The 21,376-nt window shown below is 62.9% G+C and carries 15 protein-coding genes; 6 read left to right on the plus strand and 9 right to left on the minus strand.

The annotated features are described in order from the left end of the window. Positions 1-142: 142 nt before the first annotated feature. The 3 genes from prfB to I0K07_RS10965 all read right to left on the minus strand — a co-directional run bounded on the left by prfB (position 143) and on the right by I0K07_RS10965 (position 5,206). Positions 143-1,274, minus strand: a protein-coding gene (gene prfB, locus I0K07_RS10955; protein ID WP_203293328.1) for a peptide chain release factor 2 whose coding sequence is annotated in 2 segments (ribosomal slippage) — positions 143-1,204 and positions 1,206-1,274 — 1,131 coding nt in all. Because the reading frame shifts where the segments join, the coding sequence is not laid out codon by codon here. 108 nt (positions 1,275-1,382) lie between these two features. Continuing rightward, positions 1,383-3,890 (minus strand): penicillin-binding protein 1A, encoded by a 2,508-nt coding sequence (locus tag I0K07_RS10960; protein ID WP_203293330.1) that lies wholly within the window; start codon positions 3,888-3,890, stop codon positions 1,383-1,385. 104 nt (positions 3,891-3,994) lie between these two features. Next, on the minus strand, positions 3,995-5,206 hold the full coding sequence (locus I0K07_RS10965) for an N-acetylmuramoyl-L-alanine amidase (protein ID WP_203293332.1): 1,212 nt from the start codon (positions 5,204-5,206) through the stop codon (positions 3,995-3,997). 486 nt (positions 5,207-5,692) lie between these two features. Here I0K07_RS10965 and I0K07_RS10970 point away from each other — a divergent pair, with 486 nt between their 5' ends. The 4 genes from I0K07_RS10970 to I0K07_RS10985 all read left to right on the plus strand — a co-directional run bounded on the left by I0K07_RS10970 (position 5,693) and on the right by I0K07_RS10985 (position 11,555). Further along, positions 5,693-8,353: an Rne/Rng family ribonuclease gene (locus I0K07_RS10970; protein WP_203293334.1), complete on the plus strand. Its 2,661-nt coding sequence runs from the start codon at positions 5,693-5,695 to the stop codon at positions 8,351-8,353. Positions 8,354-8,467: 114 nt separating this feature from the next. Continuing rightward, positions 8,468-9,832, plus strand: a complete 1,365-nt coding sequence (locus I0K07_RS10975; RefSeq protein ID WP_203293336.1) for a M48 family metalloprotease — start codon at positions 8,468-8,470, stop codon at positions 9,830-9,832. Positions 9,833-9,844: 12 nt separating this feature from the next. After that, positions 9,845-11,014: a GNAT family N-acetyltransferase gene (locus tag I0K07_RS10980; protein WP_203293338.1), complete on the plus strand. Its 1,170-nt coding sequence runs from the start codon at positions 9,845-9,847 to the stop codon at positions 11,012-11,014. A gap of 103 nt (positions 11,015-11,117) precedes the next feature. Further along, positions 11,118-11,555 (plus strand): HIT family protein, encoded by a 438-nt coding sequence (locus I0K07_RS10985; RefSeq protein WP_203293340.1) that lies wholly within the window; start codon positions 11,118-11,120, stop codon positions 11,553-11,555. Here the strand turns inward: I0K07_RS10985 and I0K07_RS10990 are convergent. After that, positions 11,552-11,974 carry a hypothetical protein gene (locus tag I0K07_RS10990; protein WP_203293342.1) on the minus strand — a complete coding sequence of 141 codons (423 nt, stop codon included), beginning with the start codon at positions 11,972-11,974 and terminating at the stop codon, positions 11,552-11,554. The two genes, I0K07_RS10985 and I0K07_RS10990, sit on opposite strands and share 4 nt — an antisense overlap. 75 nt (positions 11,975-12,049) lie before the next feature. After that, entirely contained in the window at positions 12,050-13,855 is a 1,806-nt protein-coding gene (gene recQ / locus I0K07_RS10995) for a DNA helicase RecQ (RefSeq protein WP_203293718.1), read from the minus strand. A 172-nt stretch (positions 13,856-14,027) separates the two neighbouring features. On the opposite strand from recQ, the gene I0K07_RS11000 reads away from it, so the two are divergent. Then, positions 14,028-15,428: a S41 family peptidase gene (locus tag I0K07_RS11000; RefSeq protein ID WP_203293344.1), complete on the plus strand. Its 1,401-nt coding sequence runs from the start codon at positions 14,028-14,030 to the stop codon at positions 15,426-15,428. Here the strand turns inward: I0K07_RS11000 and I0K07_RS11005 are convergent. Then, entirely contained in the window at positions 15,425-16,264 is an 840-nt protein-coding gene (locus I0K07_RS11005; protein ID WP_203293346.1) for a DUF2306 domain-containing protein, read from the minus strand. The two genes, I0K07_RS11000 and I0K07_RS11005, sit on opposite strands and share 4 nt — an antisense overlap. Positions 16,265-16,406: 142 nt before the next feature. On the opposite strand from I0K07_RS11005, the gene I0K07_RS11010 reads away from it, so the two are divergent. Continuing rightward, on the plus strand, positions 16,407-17,501 hold the full coding sequence (locus I0K07_RS11010; RefSeq protein ID WP_203293348.1) for a helix-turn-helix domain-containing protein: 1,095 nt from the start codon (positions 16,407-16,409) through the stop codon (positions 17,499-17,501). Between the two features lie 82 nt (positions 17,502-17,583). Here I0K07_RS11010 and clpA read toward each other — a convergent pair whose 3' ends face one another. The 3 genes from clpA to I0K07_RS11025 all read right to left on the minus strand — a co-directional run bounded on the left by clpA (position 17,584) and on the right by I0K07_RS11025 (position 21,281). Then, positions 17,584-19,893, minus strand: a complete 2,310-nt coding sequence (gene clpA / locus I0K07_RS11015; RefSeq protein ID WP_203293350.1) for an ATP-dependent Clp protease ATP-binding subunit ClpA — start codon at positions 19,891-19,893, stop codon at positions 17,584-17,586. Between the two features lie 4 nt (positions 19,894-19,897). Continuing rightward, positions 19,898-20,227 (minus strand): ATP-dependent Clp protease adapter ClpS, encoded by a 330-nt coding sequence (gene clpS, locus I0K07_RS11020; RefSeq protein WP_203293352.1) that lies wholly within the window; start codon positions 20,225-20,227, stop codon positions 19,898-19,900. Positions 20,228-20,633: 406 nt separating this feature from the next. Further along, entirely contained in the window at positions 20,634-21,281 is a 648-nt protein-coding gene (locus tag I0K07_RS11025) for a phasin family protein (protein ID WP_238934798.1), read from the minus strand. Between the last annotated feature and the right edge of the window lie 95 nt (positions 21,282-21,376).

A 21,376-nucleotide genomic window follows, 5' to 3' on the forward strand; every position in this document is an offset into this window, starting at 1 on the left:
AAATCGGGAGGTCATTGATGGGTCTGTTCACCGCGCTTCAGCGCGAGTTTGACTATGTGAGCGGCATGCTGCGCGTGTTCAGCGCTGTGAAGAAGGTGCCCACCGCCGGCTTTTTTTGTGCCGGAATGTCCGGGGTCCGGGATCAGGCCTCGTCCTGGTCCTCGCCCCCGACGCGGGCGGCCAGGGCGGCCGCCATGAACTCGTCCAGATCACCATCCAGCACACCGCCGGTATTGGACGTCTCCACATTGGTGCGCAGATCCTTGACCATCTGGTAGGGCTGCAGGACGTAGGAGCGGATCTGGTGGCCCCAGCCGATCTCCGTCTTGGCATCGGCCTCGGCCTGGGCTGCAGCCTCACGGGCCTGCAGTTCGACCTCATAGACGCGCGCCCGCAGCATGTCCCAGGCCTGGGACCGGTTCTTGTGCTGGGAGCGGTCATTCTGGCACTGGACCACGATCGGCTTGTCCTGGCCGGGCATGTCATAGGTCAGGCGGACAGCACTGTCCGTCTTGTTGACGTGCTGACCACCCGCGCCGGAGGCGCGATAGGTGTCGGTGCGGACCTTGGACTCGTCGATCTCCACCTCGATGGCATCATCGATGGACGGGAAGACCCCAACCGAGGTGAAACTGGTGTGGCGGCGGGCCGCGCTGTCGAAGGGCGAAATGCGCACCAGACGATGCACGCCGCTCTCCGTCTTCAGCCAGCCATAGGCATTCTCGCCCTTGACCAGAAGGGTCGTGGATTTCAGGCCGGCTTCCTCGCCCGCCTGCTCTTCCATGATCTCCACCTTGTAGCCATGGGCATTGGCCCAGCGGGAATACATGCGCGCCAGCATGGCCGCCCAGTCCTGGCTCTCCGTGCCACCGGCACCGGAGTGGATTTCCACGAAGGCGTCATTGCCGTCAGCTTCACCGGAAAGCAGGGCTTCCAACTGGGCGCGGCGCATGCGTTCGGCGAGACGGTTGAGGCCGGCAATGGCCTCCTCGACCATTTCCTCATCGCCTTCCATCTCGGCGAGTTCGACAATCTCGACCGTGTCGGAGAGCTCGGTCTCCGCTTCGCGAATCGTCGTCATCGCATTGTCGATGCGATTGCGCTCGCGCATCAGGGCTTGGGCTTTCTGGGGGTCATTCCAGAAGTCGGGCGCTTCGGACTGAGCGTTCAGCTCATCAAGGCGTTTCTGGGCAGTATCCCAGTCAAAGACGCCTCCTCAGCAGGCCAACTGCCTGCTGGATTTCGTCGGACAGGGTCTGGATGTCAGCGCGCATGGCGTGGCACCTCACTCTTCATTCGGATGAATCGGCAGAACTGCCGGAACAGGACAGCAGGGATTATAACCGCGCCCGCAGCAAGACAAGATGGTCAGGGCAGATGGGTCAGTACAGACCGCCCAGCCCGTCATCCTCGTCTTCCTCTTCCTCCTCGCCATCGCCCTCTTCGGAGAGCAGGACGGCGAGCGGATCATCGCTGACGGAGGAGCGGGCAAAGGACAGGCCGCTCTCTTCTTCTTCGGTCTCGCGGGATGGTTCCGTCCCCGGGCGGAAGGCTTCGAGGAGCACACCCGGCTGACCCAGCGCGCCCGGCTCACCGGACTGACGGTCGATCGGCACAAGGCGCACGCCTTCGGGCACACGGAAGGGCGCGACCGGATAATTTTCCAGAGCAACCGCCAGGAAATCGCGGGCGATCGGAGCCGCCACCCGCCCCCCGGCCTCGCCCGGCCCAAGCTGGTAGGGCGTGTCGAAACCGACATAGACGCCGACCACGAGGTCCGGGCCGAAGCCGACAAACCAGGCATCGCGGAAATCATTCGTCGTGCCGGTCTTGCCGCCGAGCGGACGGCCCAGCGGACGCAGTGCCGTACCGGTACCGCGCTGAACCGCACCTTCCAGCATGTGGACGACCTGATACGCGGTCACCGGATCGACGATTTCCTCACGCATTTCCGGGAAGAGCGGTTCGAGCAGGGAGGGGTCCCATTCGGCCTCATCACACGTATCGCAGGGCAGAACTTCATGGGCGTAGATCGTCGCGCCGGTGCGGTCCTGGACACGGTCCAGAATGGTCGGCTGGACCTGGCGGCCGCCATTGATCAAAGCCGCATAGGCGGTCACCAGACGGTCCAGCGTGGTTTCCCCGGCACCCAGCGCCATCGCCAGAACGGGTTCCATATCGTCATAAATGCCGAAGCGCTCGCCATATTCGGCAATCGGCGCCATGCCCATTTCCTGGGCGAGACGCACGGTCATCACATTCCGGGACAATTCCAGACCCAGGCGCAGGGTCGACATGCCGTAATAGCGTTCCGAATAGTTGGACGGCATGTAGAAGCGCTCATCCGCGCCGCCGGAGGCCACGAATGGCGCGTCCAGGATCAGGCTGGCCGGCGTATAGCCATTGTCCAGAGCGGCCGCGTAGACGAAGGGTTTGAAGGAGGAGCCCGGCTGGCGGCGGGCCTGGGTGGCCCGGTTGAACTGACTGTGCTGGAAGGAATAACCGCCCACCATGGCCAGGACGCGGCCGGTGTGCGGGTCCATGGCGAGAATACCGCCATTGATTTCAGGCACCTGACGCAGGCCGTACTGGCCCTCGCCGTAATCCTCCTGGTCGGCAATCGAGGCGACCAGAATGACATCCCCGGCGCTCAGCGCGTCGGACGGGCGACGGACGAGATCGCCCAGTTCACCATCCGGCAGGGTTTCGCGGGCCCATTCCAGGGCCGACATCGGAATCTCGCCCTCATGACCGTTCAGCAGGCCAATCCGGGCTGCAGAGGCCGTGGTCTCCAGAACGACGGCCGGAATCCAGCCCTCATCCAGATCGCGCGGGATTTCCACTTCGGCGAGACGTTCATCCCAGCCCTCACCCAGTTCGATCGTGGCCAGGGCGCCGCGGAAACCATGGCGGCGGTCATAGGCTTCCAGACCATCACGCAGGGCGCGGCGGGCAGCCAGCTGCATATTGGTGTCGAGCGTGGTGCGGATGGAGAGGCCGCCATCATACAGCTCGTCATCGCCATACATGGAGAAGACCTGGCGGCGGACATTCTCGACGAAATATTCGGCGGCCGTATAGGTGGCGCCGGACAGGCGGTCGACGACTTCCAACGGCTGGGCCTGGGCCTCTTCGGCGGCTTCGGCGGAGATATAGCCATTCTCGGCCATCCGCGAGAGCACCCAGTTGCGGCGCTCGATGGCGGCAGCGTGATGGCGTTCGGGATGATAATTGGCCGGGCCCTTCGGCAGAGCGGCGAGATAGGCGATCTCGTGCAATTCCAGCTCGTCCAGGGATTTGCCGAAATAGTTCAGCGCCGCCGCGGCCACGCCATAGGCGCGATTGCCCAGATAGATTTCATTGAGATAGAGCTCGAGGATCTGGTCCTTGGTGAAAGCCCGCTCGATCCGGCGGGACAGCACCATTTCCTGCACTTTGCGCTCGATCCGCTGTTCCGAGGAGAGCAGGAAATTCTTGGCGACCTGTTGCGTGATCGTGGAGGCGCCTTCCAGGCGGCGGCCATTGAGCACGTTGGAGACATTGGACAGGGCCGCACGGATGATGCCGCGGAAATCCAGCCCGCCATGCTCATAGAAATTCTTGTCCTCGGCCGAGATGAAGGCATGGACGACATTTTGCGGAATATTGTCGATCGGCACGAAGACGCGGTGTTCGCGGGCATATTCGGCGATCAGCAGGCCGTCACCGGCATGCACCCGGCTCATCACCGGCGGCTGATATTCCGCCAATTGCTGGTGATTGGGCAGGTCCGCAGTGACGCGCACGACATAGACGGCCGCTGCAATGAAACCGATGACGCCCAGCACGGCGGCGGCGATACCGCCCCACAGCGCGGTACGCATCATGTTACGCAAAGTGAAGATCTTCATTACGCCTTGTGCCCTCTGGCCGCTCTACCCGCTGGACAGACATAACCCAGGAGCATGACACCGAGGCGGCATTATGGCCGCAGCGGGTTCGAGATTAAAGCGATTCAGCGTGCCGGAAGTGCAATCTGGTCGCTATCGGCGAAATCATCATCGCCGCGATTGGCGAAGTAGTCGTCGATACCGGAGACGACAGATGCCATCTGGCGGCGGCGCGCCGCGGCTGAAGTGAGATTATTCTCATCGGTCCGGTTGGTCAGGAAGCCCATCTCGACCAGGACAGCCGGGACACGCGGATCCAGCAGGACGAACAGGTTCGCCTGGCGGTGCGGGTTGGGCAGAAGCGGGCCGGCGCTGGACAGGTGTTCCAGCAGAACCTCGGCAAAGGCGGAGGACTGGTTGCGCTTCTCGCGCAGTTCCAGCTCCAGCAGGATGTGGTTCACCTCGGCCAGTTGGGTCCGGTCATTATTCTGCCGGCCGCGCTGGCGCGCGCGGTCTTCGGCGCGATCATTGAGCGTGTAGACAGCCGCACCGCGGGTCGAACCGTTCGGCGAGGAATCCGCATGCAGCGAGATGAACAGGTCAGCGCGCGAATCGGCCATCACACCCACGCGCTCTTCCCAGGACGGGTAGATGTCGCGGTCGCGGGTCAGCAGGACTTCATAACGGCCCGTGGCTTCCAGCTGACGGCGCAGTTCACGCGCAGCTTCCAGCGTCACATCGCTCTCATGCGTGCCCTGCCCGCCAATGGTGCCGGGGTCACGGCCGCCATGACCGGCATCCACAACAATGACACGGCGTTCGCGGGCCGGCGGCACATAGACCGCTTCCACGCGTTCCATGATCAGGGAATCAAGGCTGCCCGCGGAGGTATGGCTGAAACCGGAGGCCGTCTGGAAACTGGCTTCGGTGGAGCGTTCCACATCGATGACGAGACGGTGATTGCCACCCGGCGACGCCGGATCGAGGGCGAACTGGCTGACGATAACGGCCGGATGCTCGAGCTCGAACACCACGCGCGAGGATGCCGTGGAGTTCGAGAAGAACCGGAAACCGTCGACGAGACCGTGGCCCACGCCCTCGCCGGCTTCCAGCCCGCGCACGGACCAATCCATGTTCGGCAGGTCGACCACGAGGCGATCGGAAATTCCATCGAGGGTGAAAGCGCGGAAGTCGACCGCTTCAGCGGTTTCGATCACGACACGTGTGCGCTCGCCGTCCACACCGAAGCGGACATCGCGCACTTCCTGGTCTGCCATCCCTGCCCCACAGGCAAGAACAGCCCCCATCACCGCCGTCATGATCGTTCTGATACGCATAGCCACACCATCTATGCCGTAGCGATTCTGTCTACGGCTTTTCAGTCACCCTAACGTGCGGACCTTGACGTTTGGTTGATGCACCAGTGCGAAATGCAACGCAACCACCCAACCGCGAGAGACACTTTTCATAGCCGACGGAATGATGCATGTTGCCAAGACCTTGGCGAAACCGCAGCCGCATGACGGCTGGCCGCGTCCCAGGGCCCCCGGCCGGATAGCCATCCCGCCGGTTTCACTATCGCCGCTTCGGTACTGATTTCTTTGGTGCCCAAGCCCCGATCGCCGCGCCCGACGCCCTGAACAAGGCCGGGAGGCGCACATGGTAAACGCTGATGCGCGAGGAGCGCCTGATGCACAGTCCTATGACATCACGTCACGAGACGGCAGGCAGCTCCCCGGCGACAGCCCCCCCGCCGCCGCAGATCGTCCGCTCCACAATTCGGGGCCGGTCCATCCTGCAGGCGTGCGCAGGAGAGACTTTTAATGTCCAAGAAAATGTTGATCGACGCCGGTCATCGCGAAGAGACCCGCGTCGTCGTCGTCGACGGTTCCAAAGTTGAGGATTTCGATTTCGAGGCGGAAGCCCGCCGTCCCATCCGCGGAAATATCTATCTGGCCAAGGTCACGCGCGTAGAGCCGTCGCTGCAGGCCGCTTTCGTTGAGTATGGCGGGAATCGTCACGGCTTCCTGGCCTTCAACGAAATCCATCCCGACTACTACCAGATCCCCTATGAGGACCGCATGGCCCTCGCCGAGGAAGAAGCCTCGGCTGTGCAGGAGGATGCCGAGGACGACGTCGCTGAGAGCGAGGACGCCGCAGAGGCGAATGCCGACGCGGCCGATACGGCTGCGGCTGACGGTGAAGAGGCGCCCGAAGCGCCGGAAACCATCGGTGATGACAGTGAAGACGACATGGATGACGCGCAGGCTGCGCGCCGCCGCCGTCAGCTGTACCGCAAGTACAAGATCCAGGAAGTCATCAAGCGCCGCCAGATCCTTCTGGTCCAGGTCGCCAAGGAAGAACGTGGAAACAAGGGTGCAGCCCTGACCACCTATCTCTCCCTGGCCGGCCGCTATTGCGTGCTGATGCCGAACACGCCGCGCGGTGGCGGGATTTCCCGCAAGATCTCCAACGCCTCCGACCGCAAGCGCCTGAAAGGCGTGGTCAACGAGCTGGAACTGCCCAAGGGCGTCGGCCTGATCATCCGCACCGCGGGTGCCAGCCGCACCAAGACCGAAATCAAGCGCGATGCCGATTACCTCCTGCGCCTGTGGGAGAATATCCGCGCGCTGACGCTGAAATCCGTGGCCCCCTCACTGATCTATGAGGAAGGCAATCTGGTGAAGCGGGTGATCCGCGATCTCTATGACAAGGAGATCGACAGCGTCCTGGTGGAAGGCGAAGAGGCCTACAAGGAGGCCAAGGCCTTCATGAAGATGCTGATGCCTTCACACGCCAAGAAGGTGCAGCACTACAAGGAAACCGTGCCGCTCTTCCTGCGTTTCCAGGTCGAGGCCCAGCTGGAAGCCATCTATTCGCCGATCGCGCCGCTGAAATCCGGCGGTTATCTGGTGATCAACCCGACCGAAGCCCTCGTCTCCATCGACGTGAACTCGGGCCGGGCCACGCGTGAGCGCAATATCGAAGCCACCGCCCTGCGCACCAATCTGGAAGCCGCTGCGGAAGCGGCGCGCCAGATGCGCCTGCGCGACCTGGCCGGTCTCGTCGTGATCGATTTCATCGACATGGACGAGAACAAGAATAACCGCGCCGTCGAAAAGAAGATGAAGGACGTGCTCAAGCGCGACCGGGCCCGCCTGCAAATGGGCCGCATCTCCCAGTTCGGCCTGATGGAAATCTCGCGCCAGCGCCGCCGTACCAGCCTGCTGGAAGGCTCAACCACGCCCTGCCCGACCTGCCGGGGCACGGGACATCTGCGCTCCACCGAGTCCAGCGCCCTGGTCGCCCTGCGCGGCCTGGAACGCGAAGGCACGCGCGGCAAGTCCAAGCGCGTGCGCATCTCGGTGCCGACCGATGTCGCCATCTACCTGTTGAACGACAAGCGCGACCATCTGATGCAAATCGAGGAACGCTTCTCGATGCGCATCATCGTGGCCGCCGATGACAGCATCCTGGCACCCGAATTCACCATCGAGGCCCTGGAAAGCCGCGAGCCGGGTGAAGAACTCCAGATCGCACCGCTCTCCGTGGAATCGATCGAGGAAATCTCCATTCCGGACGAGGATGAGACCACGGCCAGTGAGGACGACGAACCGCGCGAAGGCACGGGCCGTCGCCGCCGCCGTCGCCGCCGCCGCAAATCGGGTGGCTCCGAGGACGCTCCGGCTTCCATGGACGTGATCTCGGTCGATGATGAGGAATCCGGTGACAGCGCCGAGGCCTCCGACGAGAGCAGTGAAGACGGCGAAGACCAGCCGCGTCGCCGCCGCCGTCGCGGCCGCCGGGGTGGCCGTGGCCGCCGCCGCAATGAGAACCAGGCCGAAACGGGCAATGAGGATACGGGCGAAGAGTCCGGTGAGGACACCGCCGAAGCCGGCGCCGAACCGGTCGAGGCCAAGGCCGATGCTCCGGCCGTCGAACCTGCGGCTGATGCCGAACCGGCCGTAGAGGCCGAAGCGGAAGAAAAGCCGAAGCCGAAGCGCCGCACCCGTCGCAAGAAGGCCGACGTTGAAGCTGAAGCCGAAGCGAAGACGGACGAGGCTCCGGCTGCAGAGGCTGAAGCCCCGGCCGAAACCGCTGCCGAGGACGAAAAGCCGAAACGCCGGACCCGCCGTCCGCGCAAGAAGGCGGAGGCCGAGCCGGCCGCTGAAACGGTAGAGGCCGAAGCCAAGACCGAAGCCGAACCGGTTGCCGAAGCTGAAGCGGAAGAAAAGCCCAAGCCGAAGCGCCGCACGCGCCGCAAGAAGGAAGAGCCCAAGGCCGATGCCGAAGCTCCGGCCGAAGCTCCGGCGGAAACGCCGGCTGAGGCTCCGGTTGAGGCCGCCGCGGAAGAAACACCGGCCGAAGCGACGGAAACGCCTGCCGAGGACCGTGAAACGGAAACGGCCGGTGCCGGCGACGATGACGGCCGGCCGAAACGCCGCGGCTGGTGGAACCGCACCGGCCTGTTCGGCGGCAATTAAGACAGACTGCCGGACCGCCCCTTGCATGGGGGCGGTCCGGTCGCCATTTCGTGAGCTGGCGTGTTGGGGAACCGCTGTTATCATGACCGGGCGGGGGCAAGACGTGGAGGCAGGATGTCATTCCTGAAAGCCATCGCCGCGGCCACCAGCCTAGCTGTGGCCAGCTCGGCACCGAGTTGGGGTCAGTCGCTGATCCGGGATACGGAAATCGAGCACATGCTGCACGATTACGCCGACCCGATCATCGAGGCTGCCGGACTGCAGGTTGCCGATGTTGATCTGTATATCGTCGCCGACAATTCCCTGAATGCCTTCGTCACCGGCGGACAGAACATCTTTCTCCATACCGGCATCATCGTGGAAGCCGACACGCCCAACCAGCTCAGAGGCGTGATTGCGCACGAAACCGGTCATATCACCGGCGCCCACCTGGCCCGCTCCGGCGACGCCATGCGCAATGCCCAAGCCCCCATGTTCATCTCACTGGGTTTGGGTGTTCTGGCAGCGCTGGCCGGTGAAGGCGGTGCGGCTGGTGCCCTGATGGCGTCCAGCCAGCAATTCGGCGCCCTCTCCTTCCTCACCTATAGCCGGGCCCAGGAAGCCTCCGCCGACCAGGCCGGTCTGCAATTCCTGGAAGCCGCCGGTGAGCCGGCCACGGGCCTCGTCGAATTCTTCGAACGCTTCCGCTACCAGGAAGTCATGTCGCAGGCGCGCCGCTTCCCCTATTTCCGGTCGCACCCGCTGTCCTCGGAACGGATCTCCTATCTGCGGGACCGCGCTGCGAATGCGCCCTCGGTGAACAATGTCGATACGCCGGAAGAGATCGCCTATCTGCGGCGCATCCAGGCCAAGATCTACGGCTTCCTGGTGGATCCGGAATACGTCTTCTTCCGCTATCCAGAGAGCGATACCTCCCTGCCCGCCCGTTATGCCCGGGCCGTGGCCTATTATCACGAGGCCCGCCTCGACCGGGCCCTTGAAGAGATCAACAGCCTGCTCGCGGAAGAACCTGACAACCCGTATTTCCACGAATTGCACGGCCAGATGCTGTTCGAAAGCGGTCATGCCGAAGACGCCATCGCACCGCACCGTCGTTCGGTGGAATTGGAGCCGACAGCACCGCTGCTCCGGATCAATCTGGCGATCGCCATGATTGCGACGGAAAACCCCGCCTATCTCGATGAAGCCGCCCAGCATTTGCGCGTCGCTCTGGATATCGAGCCTGATAATGGGTTCGGCTGGTATCAGCTCTCCATCATTCATGAGCGAAATGGGGAGACCTCCCTCGCCCAGCTGGCCATCGCCGAACAGGCCTTTGCCTCCGGACAACGCATGCGGGCCAACCAGTTTGCCGCCCGCGCCCGCGAAGGCCTGGAACAGGGGTCCACTCCCTGGTTCCGCGCCACGGAGATCCAGGCCATATCACAGCCGACCGAGGCGGAATTGCGGGAGATGCGCCGCCAGCAGCGCCGCAATTGACGGGATACCGGCATGCCCGCAGATGATGATCGTTCCCCGGACGAGACACTGAGCCTGCGCGCGACGACGGGTCTGGCCGAGGTGTCACGCGAGGACTGGGACCGGCTCGCCAATCCGCCCGGCGAAGCCTACGACCCCTTCCTGAGCTGGGACTTTCTGGAAGCCCTGGAAGCCAGCGGCAGCGTGTCCGACGAGACCGGCTGGTCACCGCGTCATTTGCTGCTGGAAAACGGGAATGGCGATTTGCTGGGCGTGATGCCCTTCTACATCAAGTCCCATTCCATGGGTGAATACGTGTTCGACCAGGGCTGGGCGGACGCCTATGAACGGGCCGGCGGGCAGTATTATCCCAAATTCCTGACAGCCGTGCCCTTCACGCCGGTGACCGGCCGGCGCCTTCTCGCGCCGACACCGGCCCTGCGCCAGGCTCTGATCATGGGCGCCGTTGATCTCACCCGCCGCAACCAGGCCTCCAGCTGGCACATCACCTTTCCCGCCCTGCAAGATGCACAGGATTTGGGCGATATGGGGCTGTTGCAGCGGATCGACCGGCAATTCATCTGGTCGAACCGGGGATATGGAAGCTATGACGACTTCCTCGGCGACCTCTCATCCCGCAAGCGCAAGGGCTTGCGCAAGGAACGGCGCACCGCCCAGGAGGGAATCGAGATCGAGCGGCTGAGTGGTGCAGACCTCCAGCCGGGGCACTGGGACGTCTTCTTTGCCTGTTATCAGGAGACCGGGTCACGCAAATGGGGTTTTCCCTATCTCAACCGGGCCTTCTTTGACCTCCTGCACCAGCGCATGGCGGACCAGGTCATTCTGGTCATGGCCAAGAAGGAGGGCCGCTATATCGCCTCCGCCCTCAATCTGGTGGGGTCGGATGCACTGTACGGCCGGTATTGGGGGCGTCTGGAGGACCATCCCTTCCTGCATTTCGAACTCTGCTATCACCAGGCCATCGACATTGCGATCGAGCGCGGTCTGGACCGGGTCGAGGCCGGGGCCCAGGGCGATCACAAACTGGCGCGCGGCTATCGGCCAACAGCCGTCCGCTCGGCACATTTCATCGCCAATGAGGGCTTCCGGGACGCGGTTGCCGAATACCTGAACCGCGAGCGCCCGGCAGTGGAATCGGACATTGCTTTCCTCGATGAGGAAAGCCCGTTCAGGCACGAGTGACGGCATTGAAGGCCTATCCCCGTCCGCTTCTTCAGCCAGAAGCCTTGCATCCCGGACCGGCTCGGCCTTCCATACCGACAGAGCGATCAACGAGGACACCGCAATGAGCCTGTACGGCGACTATGATCCCGAAAACATCTTCGCGAAAATCCTGAAGGGCGAGATGCCGTGCGTGAAAGTCTATGAGGACGAGCACGTCATTTCCTTCATGGACATCTTCCCGCAGGCGCCCGGTCACACGCTGGTCGTGCCCCGGGAGCCGGTCCGCAATGCGCTGGAGATGACCGACGGGGCGCTGCAGGCGACGATCGTGCGGGTCAAGCGGATCGGCAATGCCGTCAAAACCGCCCTCAAGCCGGACGGGATTGTCATCACCCAGTTCAATGGTGCTCCGGCGGGTCAGACGATTTTCCACGTCCATTTCCACATCATTCCGCGCATGGAAGGCCAGGCGCTGGGCGCCCATGGCGGCGGACAGGCGGACATGGATGAGCTGAAAGCGCAGGCCGAGAAGATCGCCGCGGCGATCGAGATGCCCTAGAGCTGGATCGGACGGACCGGGCGCGGTCCCAGGGAACCGTCGAAGCTGAGAATGAGCAGGAGCGCGAAGATGGCGCCCTGCAGGGTGAAGGAAAACAGCGCCCAGGCATCCACGGCAACCATGTTGGCAAACAGGGCATTGCCGGACATCAGAATCCATTCTCCCCGGTCCAGAATGAAGGATAGAATGAAGACTGGCAGGGCGAGCCGCCAACGCAGCAGGACCAGCATCAGGGTCACGCCATTCATCACGACGTGGGAAAAGAACAGGATTTCCTGAACCAGGCCGAGTGAGTTGACGAATTCAATGGCTTGAAGCTTGTCCGGCCAGAGGCCCAGCCGGGCGGAAATGTCATGCAGGGCCCAGAACAGGCCGTAAAGGACCTGGATCACGACCAGACCGATCAGAACGCGGTGCATTCCGTCCATCCGTCCTGACATGACCGACCCTTCCAGCTGTTCCCATGCCAGAACGCCATGAGTCTGCCGTGCGCGTCATCCCTCTGCCGGCGCGCTGCCCTGGATGATTTCGAGAAACGCCTCGCCATAATCGGACAGTTTCTTCGGGCCGACACCCTTCACCTCGCCCATCTGCACCAGATCTGCAGGCTTCAGTGCCGCCATTTCCATCAGGGTGGCATCCGGGAAGACGACATAGGCCGGAACGCCCTTGGCCGCCGCAAGGTCGCGCCGTAAGGCTTTCAGCCGCCCCAGCAGGTCGGCATCGACATCATCCGGCAAGACCTGGACCGCGCGCCGCGGACCGGAGGAAGATTTGCGCGCGACATATTCACGGGTTTCCACCCTCGCTTTGCCGGCAAGAACCGCTTCGCCCTGTTCGGTCAGCTGCAGCGCGCCAAATCCCTCGATGTCCAGAATCAGCTGGCCGCCGGCCAGGCATTGCCGGACCAGGCTCTGCCAGAAGGGTTTGGGGCGCCCCGCACCCACTCCATAAGTGGGCAGGGTGTCATGACCGCGCTCGCGGATTTTTTCGGTATCCGCGCCACGAACGATGTCGATGATATGCGCCGTCCCGAAACGCTGGCCTGTGCGGGCGACGGCCGACATCAGCATTTGTGCCTCGCGCGTCGCATCGACCAGCTTGGGCGGATCGAGGCAGATATCGCAATTGCCGCAGGCTTCCTCGCGCTCCTCACCGAAATAGGCCAGCAGGACCTGGCGGCGGCAGCGCGTGGCTTCGCAATAGGCCAGCAAGGCATCCAGGCGTTTGTGCTCACGCCGCTTGTGGTCGAGATCCTCGCCATCCTGTTCGATGAATTGCCGGCGCATGCGGGCATCCGACAGGCCGTAGAGCATCAGCGCCTCGGCCGCCCCGCCATCGCGGCCGGCCCGGCCGATCTCCTGATAATAGGCCTCCATCGAGGCTGGCAGGTCGAGATGAAGGACATAGCGGATGTCCGGTTTGTCGATCCCCATGCCGAAAGCGATCGTCGCCACCATGATCACGGCGGGTTCCGCCATGAAGATTTCCTGGTGCTCGCGGCGCCTCTCCGGCGCCAGGCCTGCATGATAGGGCAAGGCCCGATAGCCGGCATCGACAAGCCGCTGCGCGGTTTCCTCGGTTGATTTGCGGGACAGGCAATAGATGATCCCGGACACGTCCCGGCGGTCCTGCAGGAAGGCGAGCATTTGCTCCACGCCCTTCTCGCGCGGCATCACCGCGAGGGAGAGATTGGGACGGTCAAACCCGTGCACCACGATCTCCCCGCCCCCGCCGAAGAGCTTGCGGGCGATATCCTCACGCGTGGCGGTATCGGCCGTCGCCGTGAAGGCGGCCAGGCGGGCTTGGGGGAAGTGATCCCGAAGCGCACTCAATTGCTCGTATTCCGGACGAAAGGCGGCGCCCCATTTGGAGATGCAGTGCGCCTCATCAACCACGAAGAGCGCAGGGGAGATGCGCTGCAGGGCTGCGAGCATGCGCGGTGTCATCAGACGTTCCGGCGAAAGATAAAGCAGCCGGATCTCGCCCGCCTCGAAACGCCGCCAGTCCGCGACATTCTCCTCCCTCGAGCGGCCGGAGTGGATGGCCGCAGCCTCCACACCATTGGCCTTCAGCCCGGCGACCTGGTCATCCATCAGGGCGGTAAGCGGCGAGACCACGATGGTGGGGCCATCGAGCAGGAGGGCTGGCACCTGGTAGCACAGGGATTTGCCCGCGCCGGTCGGCATCACGCACAGGGTCGGATACCCTTCCAGAATATTGGCGACAATGCCTTCCTGGCCCGGCCGGAAACCGGGAAATCCGAAAACATCGTGGAGAATCTCGAGTGGCGCCGTCATGCTCTGACAGGTGACGTGAACCGCCTCCGGGAACAAGGCCGATCCAGAAAGAATGTCAGGCATACCCTCACGGGCATCCGCAAGAACGTCCTACCAATTCTTCACCTCGCGCAAACTTTCCCCTCAGACGCGCGCCCTCAAAGTCCTGGCTACGACACGGGGAGATATCCTGATGAAATTGTTCCAAGCCGCATGCCTGATGCTCGCAGTCACCCTACCGGCCCAGGCGGATGAGGCTGAACCGCTGAGTGAGCAGGAAGCCCGCGAGGAGGTGGAGCGCGTCTACACCCGGATCATGACGGAACACCCCGATCCGCTCTGGTATACCAGCGAGGCGGACTGGGAAGACCATCGCGACACGCTGCTTTCCCGGACCGGTGAGATCACCCATGAGCGCCAGTATTTCGACCTGGCCGGGCTGATGTCCCTGGCGATGGACACGCATGTCCAGATCTATCCGGAAGCCGATACGCCCGGTTTTGAAACCAGCTATCCGCTGCGCTTTCGCCTTCTGGCCGATGGCGTTTGCATCACGGCGGCCGATGATCCCTATCGGGACTGGGTCGGCGGCTGCATCGAGACCATCAATGGACGGCCAATGGCGGCCGAGCTGGACCGGATCGAGGATTACGCCTTTTCCGACAATCCACTGCGTCGTCGCAGCTGGGCGGCTGAGCAATGGCTGATGAACCCGGCCGCCCACCGGTATTTCGGCTGGCAGAATGAAGAGGGCGTAACGCCGCTGCGCCTGCGCATGCCGGATGGCGAGCGCCGCCAGCTTGCCCTGGACCATGAACGCGAAGAGCCGGTCGACACCGTCCTGCGCAGTGGTCGCAGCCAAGCCTATTACTGGCCCGAAGACTGGCGCACGCTTGACGATCTGGCGGCCTCTCCCACGCCCCTCTCCCGGAGCCGCTTGGAAGAGAATTTCTGGGCGACCGACCTGGCCGGTGGCAACATCCTCTACATCCAGGTCAATACGACTTCGGACCGGGCCGACGGGACCCGCTTCATCGACTTCACGCTCGACCTGTTCCAGGAGCTGCGGCAGCGTCAAAACACGCCCGAGCGGATCATCCTGGACCTGCGCTATAATCTGGGCGGCTGGATCAGCCGCTCCCTGCCGATGGCCTTTCTGACCCAGTCCACAGGCGTGTGCTGCCGCCGCGGCAGTGTCGTCGTGCTGACCGGGCCCGAAACCATTTCAGCCGGCAGCGTGTTCGCCGGGGCGATGGAAATCGCGACACGGCCGGTCGTGATCGGACAGCCGACCGGAGGTCGCCCCAATCTCTTCATCGGGCATAGCGGCGAAACGCTCGCACATTCAGGCCTTTGGGCCGAAGTGGCCAGTGAGGCCTATTACGGAACAGACACCAGCGATAACCGGCATTTTGTGGCACCGGACATTCCGGTTGAAGAAAATCTGGCGGATCTGATCGCCGGCCGGGACCGCGCACTTGAAGCCGCGCTGGCCCTAACCGAAGAGCAGGCTGAAGCCTTCTACCCCGGGGACACGCCGGGCCGCCCTTGGACGCGTCCGTCCCAGGAGCAGGCCCGGCCGGACACCGACTAGATATGCGGGCTCCACATCATCATCCAGGCCCCGAAGACGCCCAGAGCCGTGAAGGCTGCGGCCAGCAGGACCACGCCTGACATGGCGAACTTCACAGCGCTGGACCGGCTGTCCTGGGCGCGCATGTAGAGCTCAAGCAGGATCCAGGGAATGAGGAAGCTTCCCCAGGCGATGAAGCTGTCAAACCAGCCCGTCAGGTCCCGTGACATGCCGGCGCCCCCGGTCAGCATGGCCCAGCCCATATAGCCGATCCGGGTGAACCAGACGCCGCTGACAAAGATGAAGAGACGCATCGCCCAGCGCCGGTGGGAATTGATCTGGCGCGCCATGGCATGGCGCAGGGCAAAACCTGCCGCGACGAGGATCAGGATGGCATCCATTGTGGTGCCCAACGCCGCGACATCATTCACGCGCGTGCCACGAATCCAGATCAGACCGATCCCGCCCAGCGCCATGAAGACGGCGATCAGCATATAGGTGCGGCCGGTCCAGCGGTGGAGCGCCGGAAAGCGTTTGCGCAGGGCTGGTGTCAGCTGCAGCAAGCCACCCGCGGTGATCACCGCAGCGAGCAGAACATGGCTGATGAAGGCCAGATTCCCCCAAGCATCGCCTTGGGTGTAGCCCTCCATCAGGCCCGTATCGTCCCAACTGGCATAGTCACCGGCCACGGTCACCGGGAGATAGGCCAACGTGATGTAATAGACGAACATCCACTGGCCGGTGGCGGCCGCCAGGAACCAGAGCTTGGCCGAAGCGGACAAGAGGGTTCGCGACAGGGACAGGCCGGCTGGCGGGACCGGCGAACGGGCGGCTGTCGGGGCAGACGCGTCAGACATGTTTCACTCCTCATTTTTGGCCGGCGCTAGAACGGGGATGCCGACCGCAACATTCCCCTGCCAGAAAGCGCGAAAACCGGTCCTGCCGATTTGGAAATCGACCGGAATTCAGGCAAAGAGAGCGGTGAAAAGGAGGCCGTCCATGCTGGATTTCGTGCTGGCCATCAAACTCGGCGTCGCGGCTGTGGCCCTGACCTGGATCCTCGGCATCGTGATGATGCCCAAGCGTCAGACCCTGCATATCGTCTGGGCGATTTTTTGTGGTGGCTTGGCCGCCGTCATGCTGCGCGAGGTTTTCACACCGGCCCAGCTGGGCGTGATGGGCCCGGCCCTGATCATCGCCAGCTGTGCCAGCTGCAGCCTGTTCTGGCTGGTTTCACGCGCGCTTTTCCGACCGAATGCGGCAGTGGGCTGGCCCCAGCTCCTTTTGGTCGGTGGCATTTTTGCCCCCACCGTGATCAAGCAATTCCTGCTGGCCATCCAGGCCGATACCGTTCTGGGGGCCGCCGCACAGGCCCAGCTGTTCGAAAGCCTGAGCCACGGCCAGACCCTGCTCAGCTCGACGGTTCTGGTCCTGTCCTTCTGGGAAGGCGTGCGCGGCTGGTCACCTGCCCTGCCCGCCAATGAAAAACGCCTGCGCGGCCTGTTCCTGGCGACCTTCGGCCTGTGCGTATCCACTTGCGTGATGGTGCTAGATCATGGAAGCGCTAATCTGCCCGCTGATCTGATGGCCGCCATCCAGGCGATCTGCGCCTTGGCGATCCTGGCCGTGACCAGCGTCGCCGTGCGCTATCGTGAACGCCATCCGCTGCCCGTCGAAACGCCGACTTCACGTCCCGTCCTGGCAGACGAGGCCCGGGAGGAAGCCCGCGAAATGGCCCGGCGCATCCGCGCCCTGATGGAGCAGGACGCGCCCTACCTGGACCCGGACTTCAAAGTCGCAGGCCTGGCGCGTCGCCTGCGCGAGCCGGACTACAAAATCTCCCGCGCCATCACGGCCGGTCTGGAAGCGCCGAATTTCAATCGCTACGTCAATGGCTGGCGGGTTGAACACGCCAAGGGCCTGCTGGCGGACCCTTCCCTGGTCAAAGAGCCGGTGCTGAACATTGCCCTGGATAGCGGATTTGCCTCACTCGGCCCGTTCAACCGGGCCTTCAAGGAGATGACCGGCCAGACACCGCGCGACTACCGCAAGGCCCGGCTTGAGACTGATCCCGGCCTCGCCCGGCTGGCTTGATCCCCACTGGCCCCAGACCGGCACAAAGAAAAACGGCGCCCCGAGAGGCGCCGTTTCATTTTTCAGGGATCGAAGGTGAGGATCAGACCTCTTCCTTCTTGTCCTTTTTCTTGGAATTGCGCGGCAGGAGCCGGTCGCCCGGTGTGATGTGGAAGTCGAGCCGGTCATTGTCGGCCGGGTCCACATCGACCTTCACAAGCCCACCCTTCTTCAACTCACCGAACAGGATCTGGTCCGCCAGCGGCTTCTTGATGTGCTCCTGGATGACGCGCGAGAGCGGACGGGCGCCGAAACGCTTGTCATAGCCACGCTCGGACAACCAGGCCGTCGCATCCGGGGTCAGTTCGAAGGTCACGCCGCGATCGATCAGCTGGGCCTCCAGCTGCAGGACGAATTTCTCGACCACGCGGCCGATCGTGTCGGCAGCCAGCGGGGCGAACGGAATGATCGCGTCCAGACGGTTGCGGAATTCCGGCGTGAACAGGCGTTCCACGGCGGCATCGGCCTCGTCCGTCTTCTTGCCACGGCCGAAACCGATGGCTTCCTTCTGGGCATCGGCGGCCCCCGCATTCGTCGTCATCACCAGGATGACATTGCGGAAGTCGACCTTCTTGCCGTTCGAGTCGGTCAGCGTGCCATTGTCCATCACCTGCAGGAGGATGTTGAACAGGTCCGGGTGGGCCTTCTCGATCTCGTCGAGCAGCAGCACGGAGTGCGGATGCTGGTCGACCGCATCGGTCAGCAGACCGCCCTGGTCGAAACCGACATAGCCCGGAGGCGCACCGATCAGCCGCGAAACAGCATGGCGCTCCATGTATTCGGACATGTCGAACCGGTGCAGTTCCACACCCATGATATCTGCCAGCTGACGCGTGACCTCGGTCTTGCCGACACCCGTGGGGCCGGAGAAGAGGTAACAGCCGATCGGCTTGTTCGGTTCACGCAGGCCGGCACGGGACAGTTTGATCGCCGTCGCCAGCTGGTCGATGGCATTGTCCTGACCGAAGACGACATGCTTCAGATCCGTCTCCAGATTCTTCAGCGAGGTTTCGTCATCCTTGGAGACGGTCTTCGGCGGGATGCGGGCCATGGTCGAGACCACATTCTCCACTTCCTTGACGCCGATCGTCTTCTTGCGCTTGGACACGGGCTGGAGACGCATCTGGGCCCCGGCCTCGTCGATCACGTCGATCGCCTTGTCCGGCAGTTTGCGGTCGCCCATATAGCGCGCCGACAATTCCACGGCCGATTTGAGCGCTTCATTGGTGAAGCGGACATCGTGGAAATCCTCGAAATAGGATTTCAGGCCCTGCAGGATCTTGATGGCATCCGGCACGGACGGCTCGGCCACATCGATCTTCTGGAAGCGCCGCGCCAGGGCCCGGTCCTTCTCGAAGTGCTGACGATATTCCTTGTAGGTCGTCGAGCCCATGCAACGCAGGCCACCATTCTGAAGCGCCGGCTTCAGCAGGTTGGAGGCATCCATGGCACCGCCGGAGGTGGCACCGGCCCCGATCACCGTATGGATCTCGTCGATGAAGAGGACGGCATTGTCCTTTTCCTCGAGTTCCTTGACGACCTGTTTCACGCGCTCCTCGAAATCACCGCGATAGCGGGTGCCGGCGAGCAGGGAGCCCATGTCGAGCGAGTAGATCGTCGCTCCGGCCAGAACGTCGGGCACTTCCTTCTCGACGATCTTGCGGGCGATACCCTCGGCAATGGCGGTCTTGCCAACGCCCGGATCACCCACCAGGAGCGGATTGTTCTTGCGGCGGCGCACCAGGACCTGGATGCAACGCTCCACCTCGGCATCGCGGCCGATCAGCGGATCGACTTCGCCCTTCTTGGCCTTCTCGTTGAGATTGACGCAATAGGCGGAGAGCGCATCGCCATCCTTGGCCGGCTCTTCGGTTTCCTCGGTCCCGCGCACAGCGCGCTCCTCGGAAGCGCCCGGCTTGCGGCCGATCCCATGCGAGATGAAATTCACCGCGTCATAGCGGGTCATGTCGCGCTCGGCGAGGAAGTAGGCGGCATGGCTTTCGCGCTCGGCGAACAGCGCCACCAGAACATTCGCCCCGGTGACTTCCTCACGTCCGGCATTCTGGACGTGGATCACGGCGCGCTGGATGACGCGCTGGAAACCGGCCGTCGGCTTGGCATCCTCGTCATCATCGACGACGAGCTCGGACAATTCGTTGTCGACATATTCGGTCAGCGTGGCGCGAAGCTCGTCGAGATCGACTTCGCAGGCCTTCATGACGGCGCTGGCATCCTGGTCGTCCACGAGCGCAAGCAGGAGGTGCTCCAGGGTCGCGAATTCGTGTCCACGCTCATTGGCGTAACCCAGAGCGCGGTGCAGGCTGTCTTCCAAGTCTGAAGAGAAAGATGGCACCACTCTACTCCTTTTCCATTGTGCACTGGAGCGGGTGCTGGGCCCGCCGTGCAGCGTCCATGACCTGGGCTACCTTTGTCTCGGCAACCTCATACGTGTACACGCCACACATGCCGACACCGTTCTGATGAACATGGAGCATGATTCTCGCGGCATCCTCGGGAGTTTTTCGAAATATGCGGACGAGAATCTCGACCACGAACTCCATTGGCGTGTAGTCATCATTGAGTAGGAGAACACGGTAAAGCGAAGGTTTCTTGGTCGCCGGACGCGTCTTCGTAGCGAGGCCCGCACCTTCCTCAATTCCGTTATCTTCTTGATTTTTATCGGTCATATTTTAATCGTGCTCGAATATTACTCACGGGCTCTCAAACAGAGATGGGGGTGCGCCCGCTCATTGGAAAGACCCCGGCTGCAAACCGGTCGAGATCAAAAATATAGCACGCCGGACAAATTCTTTCTTCCCGTTTCGTGCGGAAGGACATATGAAGGGGCCCCCACATTTTGTGAGGGATCCACCGGATCACCTTCGGGCCCGGTCGGGGAGGACAGCGCCGTCAGCATCCAGAAAACTGGAGCGGGCGCAAAACGACGGCAGACACGGCGCGCTCAAAGCCGGCCGAACGTGTCCCGTCAGACGCCTGGGCGACCCACCGCCCCAAGAATCATCATTCCCAAAAAAAAGGGCCCGGTGACGATCACCGGGCCCAGTCGGGGAGGAAAACTCGTTTGCTGAAGCCTTAGTGCGGCTGGGCCAGTTCCATGGCCGCCATGACGCGCGCGTTGAGCGGCTTCAGCGAATCCTTCACCAGGTCGGAGAACAGGTCGGACGTCTTGTTCAGCTCAGCAAGGTAGCTGTCGACGGCGGATTTGGTGTACTCAGACTGGATTTCAAACAATTCCTGGACCGACTTGGCCGAGGCAAAAGCCTTGGTCGCGGTGACGCCTTCTTCCATCAGCGATTTCGCATAGGCGACGGCGTTCGCGTTGGCGGTCTCGATACCCTTGCCGGCCACGGTGGCCGAGGCGATCAGGGCATCCACGGTTTCTTTCTGGAAGTTGCTGGCTTCGGTGACCGATTTCAGCGTCTTCTCAAAACCTTCCTTGAGCGCTTCATTGCTCGCGGCGGTCATGCTCTCAATGGTCTGGTTCATGTCAAAGCTCATCTCAGTGGGGGCAACCGAGACCTGTGCAGGCTTGGATGCCGGTTGGGGAGTGGCGGTCTTCAACTTGGGCTCCGCCGGTTTGCCCACTTTCTTCTTCGCCGGGGCCTTAGACTTCACCGCCGGTGTTTTCTTGACCGTCGCCTTGACCGTCTTCGGTGCAGCCTTGGCAGCTTTCGCTGCGGGCGCTTCCGTTTCGGCCGGGGTCGTTTTGACGTCGCTCATCGATCTAACTTTTGTTGCGACCGCTCTTCGCAGTCGCACAATACATACGCCCCACCCCGGGCAGGGTCAAGGGATTTTTGTGCGGCGCACAATTT

This window comes from Maricaulis parjimensis (assembly GCF_016817355.1).
GTDB lineage: Bacteria > Pseudomonadota > Alphaproteobacteria > Caulobacterales > Maricaulaceae > Maricaulis > Maricaulis parjimensis.

Coding starts and splice junctions, on each gene's coding strand:
- I0K07_RS10960 (WP_203293330.1), bottom strand. CDS start 3,890: ATGAAGATCTTCACTTTGCGTAACATGATGCGTACCGCGCTGTGGGGC.
- I0K07_RS10965 (WP_203293332.1), bottom strand. CDS start 5,206: ATGCGTATCAGAACGATCATGACGGCGGTGATGGGGGCTGTTCTTGCC.
- I0K07_RS10970 (WP_203293334.1), top strand. CDS start 5,693: ATGTCCAAGAAAATGTTGATCGACGCCGGTCATCGCGAAGAGACCCGC.
- I0K07_RS10975 (WP_203293336.1), top strand. CDS start 8,468: ATGTCATTCCTGAAAGCCATCGCCGCGGCCACCAGCCTAGCTGTGGCC.
- I0K07_RS10980 (WP_203293338.1), top strand. CDS start 9,845: ATGCCCGCAGATGATGATCGTTCCCCGGACGAGACACTGAGCCTGCGC.
- I0K07_RS10985 (WP_203293340.1), top strand. CDS start 11,118: ATGAGCCTGTACGGCGACTATGATCCCGAAAACATCTTCGCGAAAATC.
- I0K07_RS10990 (WP_203293342.1), bottom strand. CDS start 11,974: ATGCACCGCGTTCTGATCGGTCTGGTCGTGATCCAGGTCCTTTACGGC.
- recQ (WP_203293718.1), bottom strand. CDS start 13,855: ATGACGGCGCCACTCGAGATTCTCCACGATGTTTTCGGATTTCCCGGT.
- I0K07_RS11000 (WP_203293344.1), top strand. CDS start 14,028: ATGAAATTGTTCCAAGCCGCATGCCTGATGCTCGCAGTCACCCTACCG.
- I0K07_RS11005 (WP_203293346.1), bottom strand. CDS start 16,264: ATGTCTGACGCGTCTGCCCCGACAGCCGCCCGTTCGCCGGTCCCGCCA.
- I0K07_RS11010 (WP_203293348.1), top strand. CDS start 16,407: ATGCTGGATTTCGTGCTGGCCATCAAACTCGGCGTCGCGGCTGTGGCC.
- clpS (WP_203293352.1), bottom strand. CDS start 20,227: ATGACCGATAAAAATCAAGAAGATAACGGAATTGAGGAAGGTGCGGGC.
- I0K07_RS11025 (WP_238934798.1), bottom strand. CDS start 21,281: ATGAGCGACGTCAAAACGACCCCGGCCGAAACGGAAGCGCCCGCAGCG.